The 16,486-nt window shown below is 64.0% G+C and carries 27 protein-coding genes; all 27 read right to left on the reverse strand.

The genetic code is table 11. The features are described 5' to 3' along the window. Nucleotides 1–81 precede the first annotated feature (81 nt). Nucleotides 82–624 carry a 50S ribosomal protein L15 gene (rplO, locus tag BMX36_RS07970; RefSeq protein ID WP_093064372.1) on the reverse strand — a complete coding sequence of 181 codons (543 nt, stop codon included), beginning with the start codon at nt 622–624 and terminating at the stop codon, nt 82–84. Nucleotides 625–717: 93 nt separating this feature from the next. Beyond that, entirely contained in the window at nt 718–894 is a 177-nt protein-coding gene (gene rpmD, locus BMX36_RS07975) for a 50S ribosomal protein L30 (RefSeq protein WP_066776743.1), read from the reverse strand. Nucleotides 895–900: 6 nt separating this feature from the next. Further along, complete coding sequence (gene rpsE, locus BMX36_RS07980) at nt 901–1,611, reverse strand: 30S ribosomal protein S5 (protein WP_093064374.1); 711 nt, start codon at nt 1,609–1,611, stop codon at nt 901–903. Between the two features lie 3 nt (nt 1,612–1,614). Continuing rightward, nucleotides 1,615–1,965, reverse strand: coding sequence for a 50S ribosomal protein L18 (gene rplR / locus BMX36_RS07985; protein ID WP_066776749.1), 351 nt, complete (start codon nt 1,963–1,965; stop codon nt 1,615–1,617). Next, nucleotides 1,962–2,495: a 50S ribosomal protein L6 gene (gene rplF / locus BMX36_RS07990; RefSeq protein WP_066776752.1), complete on the reverse strand. Its 534-nt coding sequence runs from the start codon at nt 2,493–2,495 to the stop codon at nt 1,962–1,964. Before rplF ends, rplR begins: the two co-directional genes overlap by 4 nt. Further along, nucleotides 2,495–2,890: a 30S ribosomal protein S8 gene (rpsH, locus tag BMX36_RS07995; RefSeq protein ID WP_066776755.1), complete on the reverse strand. Its 396-nt coding sequence runs from the start codon at nt 2,888–2,890 to the stop codon at nt 2,495–2,497. Before rpsH ends, rplF begins: the two co-directional genes overlap by 1 nt. A gap of 11 nt (nt 2,891–2,901) precedes the next feature. Beyond that, nucleotides 2,902–3,207 (reverse strand): 30S ribosomal protein S14, encoded by a 306-nt coding sequence (gene rpsN / locus BMX36_RS08000; protein WP_066776758.1) that lies wholly within the window; start codon nt 3,205–3,207, stop codon nt 2,902–2,904. A gap of 38 nt (nt 3,208–3,245) precedes the next feature. Further along, the gene (gene rplE, locus BMX36_RS08005; RefSeq protein ID WP_066776763.1) at nt 3,246–3,830 is read right to left on the reverse strand and encodes a 50S ribosomal protein L5; all 585 of its coding nucleotides are present in this window, start codon (nt 3,828–3,830) and stop codon (nt 3,246–3,248) included. Next, entirely contained in the window at nt 3,823–4,140 is a 318-nt protein-coding gene (rplX, locus tag BMX36_RS08010; protein ID WP_066776767.1) for a 50S ribosomal protein L24, read from the reverse strand. Before rplX ends, rplE begins: the two co-directional genes overlap by 8 nt. Then, the gene (rplN, locus tag BMX36_RS08015) at nt 4,140–4,508 is read right to left on the reverse strand and encodes a 50S ribosomal protein L14 (protein WP_066776773.1); all 369 of its coding nucleotides are present in this window, start codon (nt 4,506–4,508) and stop codon (nt 4,140–4,142) included. Before rplN ends, rplX begins: the two co-directional genes overlap by 1 nt. A 249-nt stretch (nt 4,509–4,757) precedes the next feature. Next, the gene (rpsQ, locus tag BMX36_RS08020) at nt 4,758–5,042 is read right to left on the reverse strand and encodes a 30S ribosomal protein S17 (protein WP_046408562.1); all 285 of its coding nucleotides are present in this window, start codon (nt 5,040–5,042) and stop codon (nt 4,758–4,760) included. A 13-nt stretch (nt 5,043–5,055) separates the two neighbouring features. Continuing rightward, nucleotides 5,056–5,259, reverse strand: coding sequence for a 50S ribosomal protein L29 (gene rpmC, locus BMX36_RS08025; RefSeq protein ID WP_066776776.1), 204 nt, complete (start codon nt 5,257–5,259; stop codon nt 5,056–5,058). A gap of 1 nt (nt 5,260) precedes the next feature. Further along, nucleotides 5,261–5,695, reverse strand: a complete 435-nt coding sequence (gene rplP, locus BMX36_RS08030; RefSeq protein ID WP_066776779.1) for a 50S ribosomal protein L16 — start codon at nt 5,693–5,695, stop codon at nt 5,261–5,263. A 12-nt stretch (nt 5,696–5,707) separates the two neighbouring features. Further along, nucleotides 5,708–6,415: a 30S ribosomal protein S3 gene (gene rpsC, locus BMX36_RS08035; RefSeq protein ID WP_066776782.1), complete on the reverse strand. Its 708-nt coding sequence runs from the start codon at nt 6,413–6,415 to the stop codon at nt 5,708–5,710. After that, on the reverse strand, nt 6,415–6,792 hold the full coding sequence (gene rplV / locus BMX36_RS08040; RefSeq protein WP_046408556.1) for a 50S ribosomal protein L22: 378 nt from the start codon (nt 6,790–6,792) through the stop codon (nt 6,415–6,417). The genes rpsC and rplV overlap by 1 nt, the downstream gene beginning before the upstream one ends. Continuing rightward, on the reverse strand, nt 6,792–7,070 hold the full coding sequence (rpsS, locus tag BMX36_RS08045) for a 30S ribosomal protein S19 (RefSeq protein WP_066776785.1): 279 nt from the start codon (nt 7,068–7,070) through the stop codon (nt 6,792–6,794). Before rpsS ends, rplV begins: the two co-directional genes overlap by 1 nt. Then, nucleotides 7,070–7,903 carry a 50S ribosomal protein L2 gene (gene rplB, locus BMX36_RS08050; protein WP_066776787.1) on the reverse strand — a complete coding sequence of 278 codons (834 nt, stop codon included), beginning with the start codon at nt 7,901–7,903 and terminating at the stop codon, nt 7,070–7,072. The genes rpsS and rplB overlap by 1 nt, the downstream gene beginning before the upstream one ends. Nucleotide 7,904: 1 nt before the next feature. After that, entirely contained in the window at nt 7,905–8,219 is a 315-nt protein-coding gene (locus BMX36_RS08055) for a 50S ribosomal protein L23 (protein ID WP_066776789.1), read from the reverse strand. Next, nucleotides 8,212–8,826, reverse strand: coding sequence for a 50S ribosomal protein L4 (gene rplD / locus BMX36_RS08060; protein WP_066776791.1), 615 nt, complete (start codon nt 8,824–8,826; stop codon nt 8,212–8,214). Before rplD ends, BMX36_RS08055 begins: the two co-directional genes overlap by 8 nt. A gap of 2 nt (nt 8,827–8,828) precedes the next feature. Further along, entirely contained in the window at nt 8,829–9,563 is a 735-nt protein-coding gene (gene rplC, locus BMX36_RS08065; protein ID WP_093064376.1) for a 50S ribosomal protein L3, read from the reverse strand. Nucleotides 9,564–9,843: 280 nt separating this feature from the next. Beyond that, nucleotides 9,844–10,152 carry a 30S ribosomal protein S10 gene (gene rpsJ, locus BMX36_RS08070; protein ID WP_066776796.1) on the reverse strand — a complete coding sequence of 103 codons (309 nt, stop codon included), beginning with the start codon at nt 10,150–10,152 and terminating at the stop codon, nt 9,844–9,846. A 172-nt stretch (nt 10,153–10,324) separates the two neighbouring features. Next, complete coding sequence (gene tuf, locus BMX36_RS08075) at nt 10,325–11,518, reverse strand: elongation factor Tu (protein ID WP_066776798.1); 1,194 nt, start codon at nt 11,516–11,518, stop codon at nt 10,325–10,327. A gap of 131 nt (nt 11,519–11,649) precedes the next feature. Beyond that, entirely contained in the window at nt 11,650–13,743 is a 2,094-nt protein-coding gene (gene fusA, locus BMX36_RS08080; RefSeq protein WP_066776801.1) for an elongation factor G, read from the reverse strand. A gap of 97 nt (nt 13,744–13,840) precedes the next feature. Further along, entirely contained in the window at nt 13,841–14,311 is a 471-nt protein-coding gene (gene rpsG, locus BMX36_RS08085; RefSeq protein ID WP_066776806.1) for a 30S ribosomal protein S7, read from the reverse strand. 57 nt (nt 14,312–14,368) lie between these two features. After that, on the reverse strand, nt 14,369–14,740 hold the full coding sequence (rpsL, locus tag BMX36_RS08090; protein ID WP_029936467.1) for a 30S ribosomal protein S12: 372 nt from the start codon (nt 14,738–14,740) through the stop codon (nt 14,369–14,371). A 314-nt stretch (nt 14,741–15,054) separates the two neighbouring features. Continuing rightward, nucleotides 15,055–16,050: an alpha/beta fold hydrolase gene (locus BMX36_RS08095; RefSeq protein WP_093064378.1), complete on the reverse strand. Its 996-nt coding sequence runs from the start codon at nt 16,048–16,050 to the stop codon at nt 15,055–15,057. A gap of 58 nt (nt 16,051–16,108) precedes the next feature. Then, a complete protein-coding gene (locus BMX36_RS08100) occupies nt 16,109–16,459 on the reverse strand; it encodes a DUF3140 domain-containing protein (protein WP_093065384.1) in 351 nt (116 codons plus the stop codon). Nucleotides 16,460–16,486: the final 27 nt, after the last annotated feature.

Here is a 16,486-nt window from a genome sequence, read left to right on the forward strand (position 1 = left end):
TTTCCGCTCCGGCAATGCCAGGAGCCCAGTCGCGAGCGGCCCGTAACTGGACCCCGGCGGTGGCCGGGGTGGCAGCTACGATTACTTGCCCTGCTTGGCGGCCTTGTCGGCGAGCCGCGCCTCGCGCGCCTTGCCCTTCTTCGCGGCAGCCTTTTCGGCAGCAGGAACAACCTCGATCACCGAGACGGAGCCACCCGCCTTCTCGATCGCCTCACGGGCGCTGGCAGACACGCCGGCGACGGTGAAGTTCAGCTTGGCCGTCAGCTCGCCCTTGCCGAGCACGCGCACGCCATTCTTGCCACCGCGTGCGAGGCCAGCGGCCTTGAGCGCTGCGTGATCGACGTCCGTTGCCGTCAGCTTGCCCGAATCGACAGCCTTCTGGATCGCGACGAGGTTCACCTCGGCGTAGTCCTTGGCGAAGATGTTGTTGAAGCCACGCTTCGGCAGGCGCATGTGAAGCGGCATCTGGCCACCCTCGAAGCCCGCGATGGACACGCCCTCACGGCTCTTCTGGCCCTTCTGGCCGCGACCACCGGTCTTGCCCTTGCCAGAGCCGATACCGCGACCGACGCGGATCTTGCGATGACGGGCGCCTTCGTTGTCCCGCAGTTCGTTCAGTTTCATGTGTGCACTCGCTTTCGCTGTTTTCGCGCTGAATAAAGGAAGGGGGGCCGATAGCCCCCCATCCGCATTTTGTCACTAGTCAGGTGAGGACGTTCAGTCCTGAACCTCGACCATGTGCTGCACCTTCCGGATCATGCCACGAACCTCGGGGGAATCCTCGAGCTCCGCAACCCGGTGCATCTTGTTGAGGCCCAGGCCGATCAGCGTCGCGCGCTGATCCTTGGTACGACGGATCGGCGATCCGGTCTGCTTGACCTTGATGGTTGCCATGTCGGCTTACTCCGTGACGGCCGCGGCTTCGGCAGCGGCGGTCTGCGCATCAGCGCCATGGCCGCGACCGAGCAGGTCGGCGATCTTCTTGCCACGACGCTGCGCAACCGACTTCGGCGAAGTCTGGCTGTTCAGCGCCTCGAAGGTGGCGCGGATCATGTTGTACGGGTTCGACGTGCCGATCGACTTGGTCACCACGTCGGCGACGCCCAGCGATTCGAAAATCGCACGCATCGGACCGCCGGCGATGATGCCGGTACCCTGCGGCGCCGAGCGAACGGTTACGCGGCCTGCACCGAAATGGCCATTGCCATCATGGTGCAGCGTGCGGCCTTCCTTCAGCGGAACGCGAACCATTGCCTTCTTGGCAGCGGCCGTGGCCTTGGAAATCGCTTCCGGCACTTCGCGCGCCTTGCCGTGGCCGAAGCCCACGCGGCCCTTGCCGTCACCAACGACGACCAGCGCTGCGAAGCCGAAGCGCTTACCGCCCTTCACCGTCTTGGACACGCGGTTGATGTGAACGAGCTTCTCGATCAGCTCTTCACCGCCCTCGTCCCGGTTGCGGTCATCACGACGGCCACGGCCGCCATCACGTCCGCCGCGACCACCACGGTCACCGCCACGGCCGCGACCACCGCGACCGCGCGGAGCCTCACCGGCACCGGCATTCGCCTCAGGCGCCGTCGCCTGCACTTCGGTGTTGTTCTCGTCAGCCATGTCTTAGAACTCCAGTCCGGCTTCGCGCGCGGCTTCCGCCAGCGCCTTCACCCGGCCGTGAAAGAGGAAGCCGCCACGATCGAACACGACCTGCGTGACGCCAGCCGCCTTCGCGGCCTCGGCGATACGCTTGCCCACGGCCGAGGCCGCATCGACGTTCGACGTCGCGCCCTCGTGGCCCTGCAGGGTCGAGGCGGAGGCGACGGTGCGACCCTGCGCATCGTCGATCACCTGGGCATAGATGTGCTTGCCCGAACGATGAACCGACAGGCGCGGACGCCCACCGCTGCGCGCACGAAGCGCCGTACGGTTGCGGCGACGCCGCTTCTCGAAAAGCGAAAGGCCCTTGCTCACTTCTTCTTTCCTTCCTTACGGAAGATGAACTCGCCGTCGTACTTGATGCCCTTACCCTTGTACGGCTCGGGCTTGCGCCAGCGGCGGATCTCGGCGGCCAGCTGGCCCACCTTCTGCTTGTCGGCGCCCGAGATCTCGACCGTGGTCTGATCCGGGGTCTTCACCTCGATGCCTTCCGGCACGTCGATGTCTACATCGTGGCTGTAGCCGAGCTGAAGCTTCAGCTTCCGGCCCTGCGCCGAGGCGCGATAGCCGACGCCGGTGATGACCAGCTTCTTGGTGAAGCCCTCGGTCACGCCGGTAACCAGGTTCTGCACCAGCGTGCGCTGCATGCCCCAGAAGGAGCGCGCCTGCTTGGAGTCGTTCGCCGGCTGAACCGAAATACCATCGGACTGGATGTCGTAGGTGATCAGGTCCGACATGGTCAGCGAAAGGGCGCCCTTGGGCCCCTTCACCGACAGCTGGTTGCCAGAAACGGTGGCGGTGACGCCAGCCGGAACCGGAACCGCCTTTTTACCAATGCGGCTCATCAGAACACCTCCGCCAGCACTTCGCCGCCGACGTTCTGCTCACGTGCTTCCGCATCGGAAAGCACGCCGCGCGGCGTCGAGACGATGGTGATGCCCAGGCCATTCATCACGCGCGGCAGGTCCTGCGACCCGCTGTAGATGCGACGACCAGGCTTCGAGACGCGGGCGACATGCTTGATCGCCGGCTGGCCCTCGAAATACTTCAGCTCGATACGGACGCCCTTCACGGGGCCCAGATCTTCCTCGCTATAGCCACGAATGTAGCCTTCGCGCTGAAGCACGTCGAGCACGCGGGTCCGCAGCTTGGAAGCCGGCGATACGACGCTGTCCTTGCGCGCGCGCTGGCCATTGCGGATGCGGGTGAGCAGGTCACCCAGGGGATCGGTCACTGCCATCTTCGTGATCCTTACCAGCTCGACTTCGTCAGACCCGGGATCAGGCCCTTGTTGGCCAGATCACGCAGCATCACGCGGGCGAGGCGGAACTTGCGGTAGTAAGCGCGCGGACGACCGGTGATCTCGCAACGGTTGCGGACGCGGGTCGGGTTCGCGTTGCGGGGCAGCTCGGCCATCTTGAGCCGCGCGATGAGACGCTCGGTCTCATCCAGCGACTTGTCGTTCGCCTGCGCCTTCAGCTTCGCATACTTGCCGGCATATTGCTTCACGAGCTTCTTGCGACGCTCGTTCTTGTTCACGGAACTCAGTTTCGCCATGGACTTAAGCTCTCTCGTTCAATTCGTTGCCAAGGGGCTCACGCCGCCTTCTTCTCTTCATCCGCCTCATCCCGCGGGAACGGGAAGCCGAACAGACGAAGCAGCTCGCGCGCTTCCTCGTCGGTCTTGGCGGTCGTGGTGACGATCACGTCCATGCCGCGCACCTTGTCGATGCGGTCATAGTTGATCTCCGGGAACACGATCTGTTCCTTCAGGCCGCAGGCATAGTTGCCACGACCATCGAAGCTCTTCGGGTTCAGGCCGCGGAAGTCGCGAACACGCGGCAGCGCGATCGTGATAAAGCGGTCGAGGAACTCGTACATGCGCTCGCGGCGAAGGGTTACCTTCACGCCGATCGGCATGCCTTCACGCAGCTTGAACTGCGCGATCGACTTCTTCGCCTTGGTGATCACCGGCTTCTGACCAGCGATCAGCTCCATCTCGGACGCAGCCTGCTCGACGCGCTTCTTGTCCTGGGTCGCCTCACCGACGCCCATGTTCAGCACGATCTTCTCGATCCGCGGGATCTCGAGCACGTTCTTGTAGCCGAACTTCTCGACCATCGCCTTGACGATCGTCTCGTCATACTGCTTGCGCAGGCGGGGCGTGTAGCCATCAGCCATCGATCTTCTCCCCGGTCTTGACCGCAACACGAACCTTCTTGCCGTCCTGCGTCTCGAAACGGACGCGCGTCGGCTTGCCATCGGCAGTGACGTGAGCGACCTTCGAGATGTGCAGCGGCGCTTCAAAGCGGTTTAGGCCGCCCTGCGGGTTCATCTGCGACGGCTTGGTGTGACGGGTTGCGACGTTCACGCCGGCGACGACAACCTTGCCGTCCTTCGGCATGGCGGCGGTCACGGTGCCGGTCTTGCCCTTGTCCTTGCCGGACAGAACGATGACCTGATCACCCTTCTTGATCTTTGCGGCGGCCATTACAGCACCTCCGGAGCCAGCGAGATGATCTTCATGTGCTTCTTGCCGCGAAGCTCACGCACCACCGGGCCAAAGATACGGGTGCCGATCGGCTCCTCGTTCTTGTTGACCAGCACAGCGGCGTTCGAATCGAAACGGATGGTCGAACCGTCCGCACGATGAATGTCCTTGGCGGTGCGAACGATGACGGCGCGGTGCACGTCACCCTTCTTCACCTTGCCGCGCGGCTGCGCTTCCTTGATCGACACGACAATGATGTCGCCGACGCTGGCCGTGCGGCGCTTGGAACCACCAAGCACCTTGATGCACTGAACCCGCTTCGCACCGCTGTTGTCAGCGACGTCGAGATTGGACTGCATCTGGATCATTGATCCGCTTCCTTCTCGCTATGGGGTGGATACCGACCCAACCCCGCCTTAAAAAAATGACCCCGGCCGCGGCTCAGCGCGTCCAGGGGGAGCGGCCCGTTAGCCGCTCCACAGGAAAAAGGCAAGGCCCCGCGGGGCTGCACCTTTACCTGCTCTCGATCGCCCCTGCCCCTCGACTGGTCTCCGGCTTTACCCGGACCCTGGCCGATACTGACAAAAGCGCCCTGGTCTTCGACCCGGGCCTGCGGCTTACGCCGAGGCCGGCTCGTCGATCTCGACCCGCTCCGGCGTCGCATGGGTGTTGACCCGATCGACGACCTTCCAGGTCTTCAGCTTGGAGATCGGCGCGGTCTCTTCGATGCGCACGGTCTCGCCCTGCTTGTACTCGTTCGCCTCGTCATGGGCGTGGTACTTCTTCGAACGGCGGATGATCTTGCCGTAGAGCGGGTGCTTCACCTTACGCTCAACGTTCACCACCACCGTCTTGTCGCCCTTGTCGGAGACGATCAGCCCGGTCAGCACGCGCTTCGGCATGGCTGTGGTCCTCTTACTTGCCGGCGGCAGCGGAACGCTGCGCCTGCAGGGTCTTGATGCGGGCGATGTCCTTGCGGACCTCGCGCACGCGGCTCGGCTTCTCGAGCTGGTTGGTCGCCGCCTGGAAGCGCAGGTTGAACTGCTCGCGCTTCAGGTTGCCCAGCTGTTCGGACAGTTGGTCGTCCGACTGGCCGTTGAAATCGGTCTTGTTTGCCATCTCACTCGCCTCCGAGGTGCGACGTGTCGCCGAGGCGCGCCACGACCTTGGTCTTGATGGGGAGCTTCATTGCCGCGCGCTCGAACGCCTCGGCAGCGAGCGGCCCCGGAACGCCGTCCAGCTCGAACAGGATACGGCCCGGCTTGACGCGTGCCGCCCAGAACTCCGGCGAGCCCTTACCCGAGCCCATGCGGACTTCGGCCGGCTTGCCCGACACGGGCACGTCCGGGAACACGCGGATCCAGAGGCGACCCTGACGCTTGATGTGACGCGTGATCGCGCGGCGAGCCGCCTCGATCTGACGCGCGGTGATGCGCTCCGGCTCCATTGCCTTCAGGCCATAGGACCCGAAGTTGAGCGCGGTACCGCCCTTGGCGTCGCCGCTGATGCGGCCCTTGAACGCCTTGCGGAACTTGGTGCGCTTTGGTTGCAGCACTTCTTCTACTCCTTAGCGGCGGTCATCGCGCGCAGGGCGCACGCCGGAGGTCTGGGCCTCCATCATCAGGCGATCGGTCGCCGTCGGATCATGGCCCAGGATCTCACCCTTGAAGATCCAGACCTTGACGCCGCACACGCCATAAGCGGTGTGGGCCTGCGCCTCGGCATAGTCCATGTTCGCGCGCAGCGTGTGCAGCGGAACGCGGCCTTCGCGATAGCTTTCCGAGCGTGCGATCTCGGCGCCGCCGAGACGGCCACCGCAAGCAACGCGGATGCCATCGGCACCCAGGCGCATCGCGGACTGAACCGCGCGCTTCATGGCGCGACGGAACGCGATACGGCGCTCCAGCTGATCGGCAATGCCCTGCGCGACGAGCTTCGCGTCGACTTCCGGCTTGCGGATCTCGACGATGTTCAGCGAAACGTCCGAGCTGGTCATCGCGCCGAGCGTCTTGCGCAGCTTCTCGATGTCCGAGCCCTTCTTGCCGATGATCACGCCCGGGCGCGCGGCGAAGATGGAGATGCGGCACAGCTTGGCCGGACGCTCGATCACCACCTTGGAGATCGCGGCCTGCGGCAGCGTCTTCAGGATGTACTGACGGATCTTCAGATCCTCCAGCAGCAGGCGACCATAGTCGGCGCCGTCGGCGTACCAGCGGCTGTCCCAGGTGCGGTTGATCTGCAGGCGCAGACCGATCGGGTTGCTCTTGTGACCCATTAGGCTTCTTCCTGCTCGCGCACGACGATCCGCAGCCGCGAGAACGGCTTCAGGATACGGGTGGACTTGCCGCGGCCGCGCGTGGCGAACCGCTTCATGGTGATCGACTTGCCGACCGAGGCCTCGGCGACGACGAGTGCGTCAACGTCGAGGTTGTGGTTGTTCTCGGCGTTGGCGATGGCCGAAGCCAGCACCTTGCGCGCGTCAACCGCCATCGCCTTCTTGGAGAAGGCGAGGATGTTCATCGCGTCAGCAGCCGAACGACCGCGGATCAGGCCAGCGACCAGATTCAGCTTCTGCGCCGAACCACGGATCTGCGTGCCGACCGAGAGCGCTTCCTTCTCGCCGACCTTGCGGGGGGACTGAGGCTTGCTCATCAGCGCTTGCCCTTCTTGTCAGCGGCGTGACCCGGGAAGTAGCGCGTCGGCGCAAACTCACCCAGCTTCATGCCAACCATCTCTTCGTTCACCGACACCGGCACGAACTTGCGGCCATTGTAGACGTTGAACGTCAGGCCGACGAACTGCGGGAGGATCGTCGAACGACGCGACCAGGTCTTGATCGGACCTGCGCGGGTGCCCTGATCCTGCGCCACCTCTGCCTTCTTCAGCAGATGAAGGTCCACGAACGGACCCTTCCAGACGGAGCGAGCCATTACTTCTTCCTCGCGTGACGGCTGCGGATGATCATCTTGTCCGTCGCCTTGTTGTGGCGGGTGCGCGCACCCTTCGTCGGCTTGCCCCACGGGGTGACCGGGTGACGGCCGCCCGAGGTGCGGCCTTCACCGCCGCCGTGCGGGTGGTCGACCGGGTTCTTCGCGACGCCACGGGTCAGCGGACGCTTGCCCATCCAGCGGGTACGACCCGCCTTGCCGAAGTTCTGGTTCTGGTTGTCGGGGTTCGACACCGCGCCAACCGTGGCCATGCAATCGCTGCGGATGTAGCGCTGCTCGCCCGAGTTCAGGCGAACGATCACCAGCCCGCGATCACGACCAACGACCTGCACATAGGTGCCAGCCGAACGCGCGATCTGACCGCCCTTGCCCGGCTTCATCTCCACGTTGTGGACGATGGTGCCGACCGGCACCTGGCCCAGCTCCATGGCATTGCCCGGCTTCACGTCGGTCTTCTTGCCGGCAACGATCTTGTCACCGACACCAAGGCGCTGCGGCGCGATGATATAGGCCTGCTCGCCATCGGCATAGCTCACCAGCGCGATGAACGCGGTGCGGTTCGGGTCATACTCGAGCCGCTCCACCGTCGCCTCGGCGTCCCACTTGCGACGCTTGAAGTCGATGTAGCGATACTTCTGCTTGTGGCCGCCCGCGATGCCGCGGCTGGTCACGTGACCCTTGTTGTTGCGACCGCCGCTCTTGCGCTTGCCCTCGGTCAGCGCCTTTACCGGCGCGCCCTTGTGCAGACCCGAACGGTCGATCAGCACCAGCCCGCGCATGGCGGGGCTGGTCGGGTTATAATGCTTGAGTGCCATCTTACTTGGCCCCCTCGGTGACGTCGATCGACTGCCCGTCCTTGAGCGTGACGATCGCCTTCTTCATGTCCGACCGGAAATAGGGCTTGCCCTTCCAGCGCTTCGTCTTGCCCTTCTGGACGATGGTGTTCACGCCAACGACGCTGACGTCGAAGATCGCTTCAACCGCCGCCTTGATCTCCGGCTTGGACGCGCCCGGCGCGACCTTGAACACAACCGCGTTCTGCTCGGAGAGAAGGGTCGACTTCTCGGTGATGTGCGGCGCGACGATCACGTCATAGTGACGGTTGTCGATCGCCTTCTGCTGCTTAGCCATTGAAGCGAGCCTCCAGCTTCTCGACCGCAGCGCGGGTCAGCACCAGCGTATCGGCCTTGATGATGTCATAGACATTGGCGCCAACCGCCGGCAGCAGGTCCACGCCCGGCAGGTTGTAGCCTGCGCGGAAACCCTCAGCCGTCTCGGCGTCGATGACGAGCGTGCGCTTGCCAACGTTCAGCGTCTCGAAATGGCCCTTCAGCTCCTTGGTCTTGGAGACCTGGAAGCCGTCCAGAACGATCAGCGAGCCAGCCTTGGCATGGCTCGAAAGAGCCATCTTGAGGCCGAGCGCACGAACCTTCTTGTTCAGACCCGGGTTGAAGTCACGAACGCGCGCACCGTGAGCCTTACCACCGCCGATGAAGACGGGAGCGCGGCGATCACCGTGACGGGCCACACCGCCGCCCTTCTGGCGACCAAGCTTCTTGCCCGAGCGGGCGACGTCCGAGCGCTCGCGCGTGCCACGGGCAGTGCCGCGACGCTTCTCGAGCTGCCAGGTTACGACGCGGTGCAGGATGTCGGCGCGCGGCTCGAGGCCGAAGACCTCGTCCGACAGCTCGACGTCCGCCGCTTCATTCCCGGCGAAGGAGGAAACCTTGACCTTCACGTTCAGCCCTCCTGGCCGTCGGTCGCTTCGGGTGCCGGAGCAGCCGCTGCGTTGTTGCTATTGGCAGCCTTCAGGCCGGCCGGACGCGGCGCGTCGGCATGCGGCTTCAGCTTCACGGCGTCCTTGACGAACAGCCAGCCGCCCTTCGAGCCAGGGACCGAGCCCTTGACGAAGATCAGGCCGCGCTCGACGTCGGTGCCGACGATCTCGAGGTTCTGCTGGGTGCGGTTCTTGTCACCCATGTGGCCGGCCATCTTCTTGTTCTTGAAGACGCGACCCGGATCCTGGCGGTTACCGGTCGAACCGTGCGAACGGTGGGACACCGACACGCCGTGCGTTGCACGCAGACCGCCGAAGTTCCAGCGCTTCATGGCGCCGGCAAAACCCTTACCCTGGGTACGACCCTGGATATCGACGAACTGGCCAGCAACGAAGTGATCGGCCGAAATCTCCGCGCCGACGTCGAGGAGGTTTTCCTCGGTCACGCGGAACTCATGGACGATCGCCTTCGGCTCAACTTCGGCCTTGCCGAAGTGGCCGCGCTGCGGCTTGGCGACATTCTTTGCCTTGGCGACACCTGCACCAAGCTGCACGGCCGTATAGCCGTCACGTTCTGTTTCGCGGCGAGAGACGACCTGAAGCCCTTCCAGCTGCAGGACGGTGACCGGCACGTGGCGGCCGTCGTCCTGGAACAGGCGGGTCATGCCCATCTTCTTCGCGATCACGCCGGTACGCATGATCCGTAGCTCCTCAACAGAGGCACCCATGGGCCCATCCCACAGGTGCTTGTGACGCCCCCTTCAAGGGAGCATCCCATTTCCAACCCGGTATAAGCGAAGCGTGCCCCCGTCCCGGGCTGGTCGCCCCTTGGTAGAGGCAGACGGGAGACGCTGTCCCAGCCATCGGGATGGCTGGCGGTATCTCTTGCTCTAGGTGCCCTTCTCGGGTCCTACGCGTTTCCATACCTGCGGAAACGACAAACCCGCGGGACTCACGTCAACCGCGGGAGGCTGGCCATTACGCCAGCTTGATCTCGACGTCAACGCCTGCCGCGAGGTCGAGCTTCATCAGCGCGTCGACCGTCTGCGGGGTGGGCTGAACGATGTCCAGCATGCGCTTGTAGGTGCGCACCTCGAACTGCTCGCGGCTCTTCTTGTCCACGTGCGGGCCACGGTTGACCGTGAACTTCTCGATTCGCGTCGGAAGCGGGATCGGACCACGAATAAGGGCACCGGTACGTCGGGCGGTGTCGGCGATGTCGCCGGTCGCCTGGTCGAGCACACGATGATCGAACGCCTTCAGGCGAATGCGGATGTTGCTGTCCATAATCCCTACCGATGCGAAAGAGCGGGCCACGTGAACGCGGCTCTTGCTGTTCGTGAAAACTTGCGAAGGCGCGGCCAATAACCGCGCTCTCATAAAAAGGCAACCGCCCGACACACCTATTGGCGTGCCGGGCGGCAGCTTTGCGGCGAACCGCAGATCTTAGGAAAAGATCTTACTTGGTGATGCCGCTGACGACACCGGCGCCGACGGTACGGCCACCCTCGCGGATCGTGAAGCGCTGGCCCACGTCCATGGCGATCGGCGCGATCAGCTTGATGCCGAGAGCGACGTTGTCGCCCGGCATGACCATCTCGGTGCCCTCAGGCAGCTCGACGGTGCCGGTCACGTCGGTCGTGCGGAAGTAGAACTGCGGACGGTAGTTGGCGAAGAACGGCGTGTGACGGCCGCCCTCTTCCTTCGACAGCACGTACACTTCCGACGAGAAGTCGGTGTGCGGCTTGATCGAGCCCGGCTTGCAGAGCACCTGGCCACGCTCCACCTCGTCGCGAGCGACGCCGCGGATCAGCGCGCCGACGTTGTCGCCGGCCTGGCCCTGGTCGAGCAGCTTGCGGAACATTTCCACGCCGGTGACGGTCGTCTTGCGGACTTCCGGGTGGATGCCGACGATCTCGACTTCCTCACCAACCTTGATGATGCCGGTCTCGACGCGGCCCGTAACCACCGTACCGCGACCCGAGATCGAGAACACGTCCTCGATCGGCATCATGAACGGCTTGTCGAGCGGACGCTCCGGCTGCGGGATGTAGTCGTCAACGGCCTGCATCAGCTCGAGAACGGCGTCCTTGCCGAGCTTGTCGTCCGAACCCGAGAGCGCGGCGGTTGCCGAACCCTTGATGATCGGAATGTCGTCGCCCGGGAACTCGTACGAGGACAGCAGCTCGCGAACTTCCAGCTCGACCAGCTCGAGGATTTCCTCGTCGTCGACCAGGTCGACCTTGTTCATGAACACGACCATCGCCGGCACGCCGACCTGACGGGCGAGCAGGATGTGCTCGCGGGTCTGCGGCATCGGGCCATCGGTTGCCGACACGACGAGGATCGCGCCGTCCATCTGCGCCGCGCCGGTGATCATGTTCTTCACATAGTCGGCGTGACCCGGGCAGTCGACGTGCGCATAGTGGCGGTTGCCGGTCTCATACTCGACGTGCGCGGTCGAGATGGTGATGCCGCGGGCGCGCTCTTCCGGCGCCTTGTCGATGTTCTCAAAGTCGACCTTTTCCGACAGACCCTGGTCAGCCAGAACCTTGGTGATCGCTGCGGTCAGCGAGGTCTTGCCATGGTCGACGTGACCGATGGTGCCGATGTTCAGGTGCGGCTTGGTCCGCTCAAACTTAGCCTTAGCCATTGTTGTCCTACCTTCTGGATTTCCACTTGAGCCGCACGAGGACTCGCCGTGAAGGCGGCCCCATAGCGGCTGAATTGCGGTTTCGCAAACCCTCTCCGCCACCCGACGACGCCGGATGGCGGAGAAACGGGTCAGGCCATCTTGGCCTTCACTTCGTCAGCAACGTTCTGCGGCACTTCATCATAGTGCGAGAACTGCATCGAGTAGCTGGCGCGACCCTGGGTGAAGGAGCGCAGCTGATTGACGTAGCCGAACATGTTCGCGAGCGGCACCATCGCCGTCACCGCCTGCGCGTTGCCGCGCGTGTCGGTGCCCTGGATCTGGCCACGACGCGAGTTCATGTCGCCGATCACGTCGCCGAGATAATCTTCCGGCGTCACGACCTCGACCTTCATCACCGGCTCCAGCAGGGTGATACCCGCCTTGGCCGCCGCTTCGCGCATCGCGCCGCGGGCACAGATTTCGAAGGCCAGCGCCGACGAGTCGACGTCGTGGTACGCGCCGTCGGTCAGGTGAACCTCGAAGTCGATGATCGGGAAGCCGATCAGGTGACCCGTTTCCGCGGTCTCCTTGAAGCCCTTCTCCACCGACGGGATGTACTCGCGCGGAATGTTGCCGCCCTTGATCTCGTCGAAGAACTGGTAGCCCGAACCGCGCTCACCCGGCACCAACGTCGCCTTCACGCGGCCGAACTGGCCGGAGCCGCCCGACTGCTTCTTGTGCGTATAGTCGATGTCGACCTTCTTCTTGAGGTATTCGCGATAAGCCACCTGCGGCGCACCGACGTTTGCCTCAACCTTGAACTCGCGCTTCATGCGATCGACGAGGATCTCGAGGTGAAGCTCGCCCATCCCCTTGATGATCGTCTGGCCCGATTCGTGATCGGTCGACACGCGGAACGACGGATCCTCGGCGGCCAGACGATTGAGCGCGATGCCCATCTTCTCCTGGTCGGCCTTGGTCTTCGGCTCCACCGACAGCTCGATGACGGGCTCGGGAAACTCCATGCGCTCAAGGATGATCGGCTTGGCCGGATCGCACAGCGTATCGCCGGTCGTGGTCTCCTTGAGGCCCGCGATCGCGACGATGTCGCCAGCGCGCGCTTCCTCGATGTCCTCACGCGAGTTCGCGTGCATCAGGAGCATACGGCCGATCTTTTCCTTCTTGTCCTTCACCGAGTTCAGATAGCTGCCCTTGGTGAGGACGCCCGAGTAGATGCGGGCGAAGGTGAGCGAACCGACGAACGGGTCGTTCATGATCTTGAACGCCAGCGCCGAGAACGGTGCCTCGTCCGAAGACGGACGCTCGTCCGGCGTCTCGCCGTCGAGCTTCACGCCCTTGATGGCGGGAACGTCGAGCGGGCTCGGCAGGAAGTCGACAACCGCGTCAAGCAGGGGTTGCACGCCCTTGTTCTTGAACGCCGAGCCGCAGACCACCGGCACGAAGGACATGTTCAGCGTGCCCTTGCGGATCAGCTTCTTGAGCTCGGCCGCGGTCGGCTCGGTGCCCTCGAGATACGCCTCCATCGCCGCATCGTCCTGCTCGACGGCCAGCTCGATCAGGTCGCTGCGATACTTCGCCGCCTTCTCGGCCATGTCGTCAGGGATCGGCTGATATTCGAACTTCGCGCCCAGCGATTCCTCGAGCCAGATGATCGCGCGGTTCTCGACCAGGTCGACCAGGCCCTTGAAGCCGCCTTCCATGCCGATCGGCAAATACAGGACGGCCGGCTTCGCGCCGAGACGATCGATGATCGACTGCACGCAGAAGTAGAAATCGGCACCGGTACGGTCCAGCTTGTTGACGAAGCACATGCGCGGCACGCCGTACTTGTCAGCCTGGCGCCACACCGTCTCGGACTGCGGCTCCACGCCGGCAACGCCGTCGAAGCATGCCACAGCGCCGTCGAGCACGCGCAGCGAACGCTCGACTTCGATCGTGAAGTCGACGTGGCCCGGGGTGTCGATGATGTTGATCAGGTGCTCGGGGCCCTTGCCCTCTTCGGCCTTCCACTTGCAGGTGGTGGCAGCCGACGTGATCGTAATGCCGCGCTCCTGCTCCTGCTCCATCCAGTCCATCGTCGCGGTGCCTTCATGCACTTCGCCGATCTTGTAGGACTTGCCGGTGTAGTAGAGGATGCGCTCGGTCGTCGTCGTCTTGCCGGCGTCGATGTGCGCCATGATGCCGATGTTGCGATAGAGTTCGAGCGGATGGCTGCGGGCCATGTCGGGCTTTCCTTAGCGATGTGGGGAGCAGGCCCTCGGCCGGCTCCCCACGATATAGTTCAGGTGCGTTGCGCTTCCAAGACGGAAGCCGCAGCCATTACCAGCGGTAGTGGCTGAAGGCGCGGTTCGCTTCGGCCATGCGGTGCGTGTCCTCGCGCTTCTTCACCGCGTTGCCGCGGTTGTTCGAAGCGTCGAGCAGCTCGCCCGACAGACGCGCATCCATGGTGTTCTCGCTGCGGCCGCGGGCCGCGGCGATCAGCCAGCGGATCGCCAGTGCCTGCGCGCGCTCCGGACGAACCTCGACCGGCACCTGATAGGTCGCACCACCGACACGGCGGCTGCGGACCTCGATGCCCGGCTTGATGTTGTTCAGCGCGTCATGAAACACGCCCAGCGGGTCACGCTTGGCGCGGGTCTCGACGGTGGTCAGCGCGGAATAGACGATTCCTTCCGCGACGGACTTCTTGCCGTCCAGCATCACCGAATTCATGAACTTCGACAGAACCTCATCCCCGTAAACGGGATCAGGCAGGATTTCCCGCTTCTCGGGACGACGACGACGTGCCATCTGATATCTTCCTTCTAAACTTCAGCCGTATTGGTCGAACGTAAAAAGCCGACCGGCTTACTTCGGACGCTTCGCGCCGTACTTGGAACGGGACTGGCGACGGTCCTTGACGCCCTGCGTGTCGAGCACGCCGCGCAGCACGTGGTAGCGCACGCCCGGAAGGTCGCGCACACGGCCGCCGCGGATCAGCACCACCGAGTGCTCCTGCAGGTTGTGGCCTTCACCCGGGATGTAGCTGATGACTTCGCGCTGGTTGGTCAGGCGAACCTTGGCCACCTTGCGGAGTGCCGAGTTCGGCTTCTTCGGGGTCGTCGTATAGACACGGGTGCAGACGCCGCGCTTCTGCGGGTTCTGCTCCATCGCAGGGACCTTGCTCTTGGCCTTCTGCGGTTCGCGGCCCTTGCGGACCAGCTGGTTGATCGTCGGCATTGAAGCCTTCACCTTTCGTCTAGGTTACTTTGCTGGAGCCCTGACAGCACTTGGAATACGAAAAGGACCTTGGGGCGGCCGCATGTCAGCCTCCCGGGTCCTCTAAGCATCCAGCAATGTTCAAGCTTGCCCGGACGGGCGGACCCGACGCGAACGGGGGCGCCTATACGCGGGGAGTCGCGGAGGGTCAATGGTGAGGACGGGGCACCTCCCACTCTCGTTCGCCCCGATCAACGCTGAGCGACGTGCCACACCCAGAAGCGCTTGCTGCCCATGCCTTGACGGCGCTCATCTCAAACGGAAGGGTTCAGCGCTCAGCCGATCGTCGTCAGCAGCGTCTTCTCGAACCGGGCGGCATCCTCCACCTGCGGCGAATGGCCAAGGCCCTCCAGGCGAATCAGCGTGCCCCTGGGCATCTTGCGCACGGCATCCGGCGCGACCAGCGGGATCGCTTTCAGGAACTGCTGCAGCGAGGCCGGCGCCTGGGCACGGCCGAACGCCGTCTTGTCCAGCGTGCCGACGATCACGGTCGTTGCCGGCTTGATGCGATAAAGCTCGTGCGCGACCGGCTGGGTGCGGATCATTTCGCTGGTCTTCGCCTGGGCAAGCGCCACCGTGTCTCGCCCCTGCCCCGCATACATGCCCGCGAGCATCCACACCCAGCGATCGTACGGCGCCTTCCAAGTGTCGTGATAATAGTTCTTCTGCTGATACGCCTTGATCGAGGCGTAGCTGGTCTTCTTCTCGCCCGCCCAGAGCGTATCCACATCGGTGTAGGGCACGCCCTCTTCGGAGCGGTCGACCAGCCCCAGGGGGTTGACCAGCACCAGGCGATCCACCGCTTCCGGGAACATGATGGCATAGCGCATCGCCAGCATGCCGCCCATCGAGTGGCCGACCACCGTCGCCCTGGCAACACCGCGTGAGGCGAGCAGGCGCTTGGTGTGCGTTGCCAGCATGGCGAAGCTGTATTGCGCCGCGCGCGGCTTGGAGGATTTGCAGAAGCCGATCTGGTCGGGGATGATCACGCGATAGCCCGCGCCGGTCAGCGCACGCGCCGTCGAGCCCCAGGTGGCGCCGCAGAAGTTCTTGCCATGCAGCAGCACGACGGTGCGTCCGTTGGGTCGCTGCGCCGCCAGATCCATGAACGCCATGGTCGCGGGCTGGCCCGCCACGTCAACGGTCATCGTCTGCACCGGCCAGGGATAAGTGAAGCGCTCGAGATTGGGACCGAAATCGGGTTCGGGAGGGGTCGCGCCCATCAGCATCGCCGCGCCCGCCAATGCACCGATCACCTGCCATGCCCGCATCGTTTCGCGCCCCCTTTGCTCAAGCTTTACGCCCGTTAACCACGTTTTGCGGCTGGTGCTATGGCTTGAGCGGGTCGTGGCCCCAATTCATAAGTGAATAGCGCCAGTTGCTATGCTCCTTGTCCTCTTCCGGGCCACCCTGCGCCATGTGGCGGTGAACATAGCCCACCACCTTCTTCATGTGCGCATAATCATCGTCGGTCAGATCGGCCTTTTTGGTGCGCTTGATCGCGACGATCCTGCGGCCAGAGGCATGGCCGACGCTTTCACCCTCACCCTGCCCGTCCTCGCCCTTCCAGCCGACGCGCTTGGACTCCGCCGTGTCGAGAAATTTCTCGATCTCGGCCGGCGGCATGTTCACCGCCTCGTTGAAATCCTTGTAGATCTGCTCGCGATCATTGTCGGCCATCGGCATGCTCCTTCACGCCGATGAACC

The sequence above is a fragment of the Sphingomonas sp. OV641 genome, assembly GCF_900109205.1.
Taxonomy (GTDB): domain Bacteria; phylum Pseudomonadota; class Alphaproteobacteria; order Sphingomonadales; family Sphingomonadaceae; genus Sphingomonas.

Coding starts and splice junctions, on each gene's coding strand:
- rplO (WP_093064372.1), bottom strand. CDS start 624: ATGAAACTGAACGAACTGCGGGACAACGAAGGCGCCCGTCATCGCAAG.
- rpmD (WP_066776743.1), bottom strand. CDS start 894: ATGGCAACCATCAAGGTCAAGCAGACCGGATCGCCGATCCGTCGTACC.
- rpsE (WP_093064374.1), bottom strand. CDS start 1,611: ATGGCTGACGAGAACAACACCGAAGTGCAGGCGACGGCGCCTGAGGCG.
- rplF (WP_066776752.1), bottom strand. CDS start 2,495: ATGAGCCGCATTGGTAAAAAGGCGGTTCCGGTTCCGGCTGGCGTCACC.
- rpsH (WP_066776755.1), bottom strand. CDS start 2,890: ATGGCAGTGACCGATCCCCTGGGTGACCTGCTCACCCGCATCCGCAAT.
- rpsN (WP_066776758.1), bottom strand. CDS start 3,207: ATGGCGAAACTGAGTTCCGTGAACAAGAACGAGCGTCGCAAGAAGCTC.
- rplE (WP_066776763.1), bottom strand. CDS start 3,830: ATGGCTGATGGCTACACGCCCCGCCTGCGCAAGCAGTATGACGAGACG.
- rplX (WP_066776767.1), bottom strand. CDS start 4,140: ATGGCCGCCGCAAAGATCAAGAAGGGTGATCAGGTCATCGTTCTGTCC.
- rplN (WP_066776773.1), bottom strand. CDS start 4,508: ATGATCCAGATGCAGTCCAATCTCGACGTCGCTGACAACAGCGGTGCG.
- rpsQ (WP_046408562.1), bottom strand. CDS start 5,042: ATGCCGAAGCGCGTGCTGACCGGGCTGATCGTCTCCGACAAGGGCGAC.
- rpmC (WP_066776776.1), bottom strand. CDS start 5,259: ATGGCAAACAAGACCGATTTCAACGGCCAGTCGGACGACCAACTGTCC.
- rpsC (WP_066776782.1), bottom strand. CDS start 6,415: ATGGGTCACAAGAGCAACCCGATCGGTCTGCGCCTGCAGATCAACCGC.
- rplV (WP_046408556.1), bottom strand. CDS start 6,792: ATGAGCAAGCCTCAGTCCCCCCGCAAGGTCGGCGAGAAGGAAGCGCTC.
- rpsS (WP_066776785.1), bottom strand. CDS start 7,070: ATGGCTCGCTCCGTCTGGAAGGGTCCGTTCGTGGACCTTCATCTGCTG.
- rplB (WP_066776787.1), bottom strand. CDS start 7,903: ATGGCACTCAAGCATTATAACCCGACCAGCCCCGCCATGCGCGGGCTG.
- BMX36_RS08055 (WP_066776789.1), bottom strand. CDS start 8,219: ATGGCTAAGCAGCAGAAGGCGATCGACAACCGTCACTATGACGTGATC.
- rplC (WP_093064376.1), bottom strand. CDS start 9,563: ATGCGTACCGGCGTGATCGCGAAGAAGATGGGCATGACCCGCCTGTTC.
- rpsJ (WP_066776796.1), bottom strand. CDS start 10,152: ATGGACAGCAACATCCGCATTCGCCTGAAGGCGTTCGATCATCGTGTG.
- tuf (WP_066776798.1), bottom strand. CDS start 11,518: ATGGCTAAGGCTAAGTTTGAGCGGACCAAGCCGCACCTGAACATCGGC.
- fusA (WP_066776801.1), bottom strand. CDS start 13,743: ATGGCCCGCAGCCATCCGCTCGAACTCTATCGCAACATCGGCATCATG.
- rpsG (WP_066776806.1), bottom strand. CDS start 14,311: ATGGCACGTCGTCGTCGTCCCGAGAAGCGGGAAATCCTGCCTGATCCC.
- rpsL (WP_029936467.1), bottom strand. CDS start 14,740: ATGCCGACGATCAACCAGCTGGTCCGCAAGGGCCGCGAACCGCAGAAG.
- BMX36_RS08095 (WP_093064378.1), bottom strand. CDS start 16,050: ATGCGGGCATGGCAGGTGATCGGTGCATTGGCGGGCGCGGCGATGCTG.
- BMX36_RS08100 (WP_093065384.1), bottom strand. CDS start 16,459: ATGGCCGACAATGATCGCGAGCAGATCTACAAGGATTTCAACGAGGCG.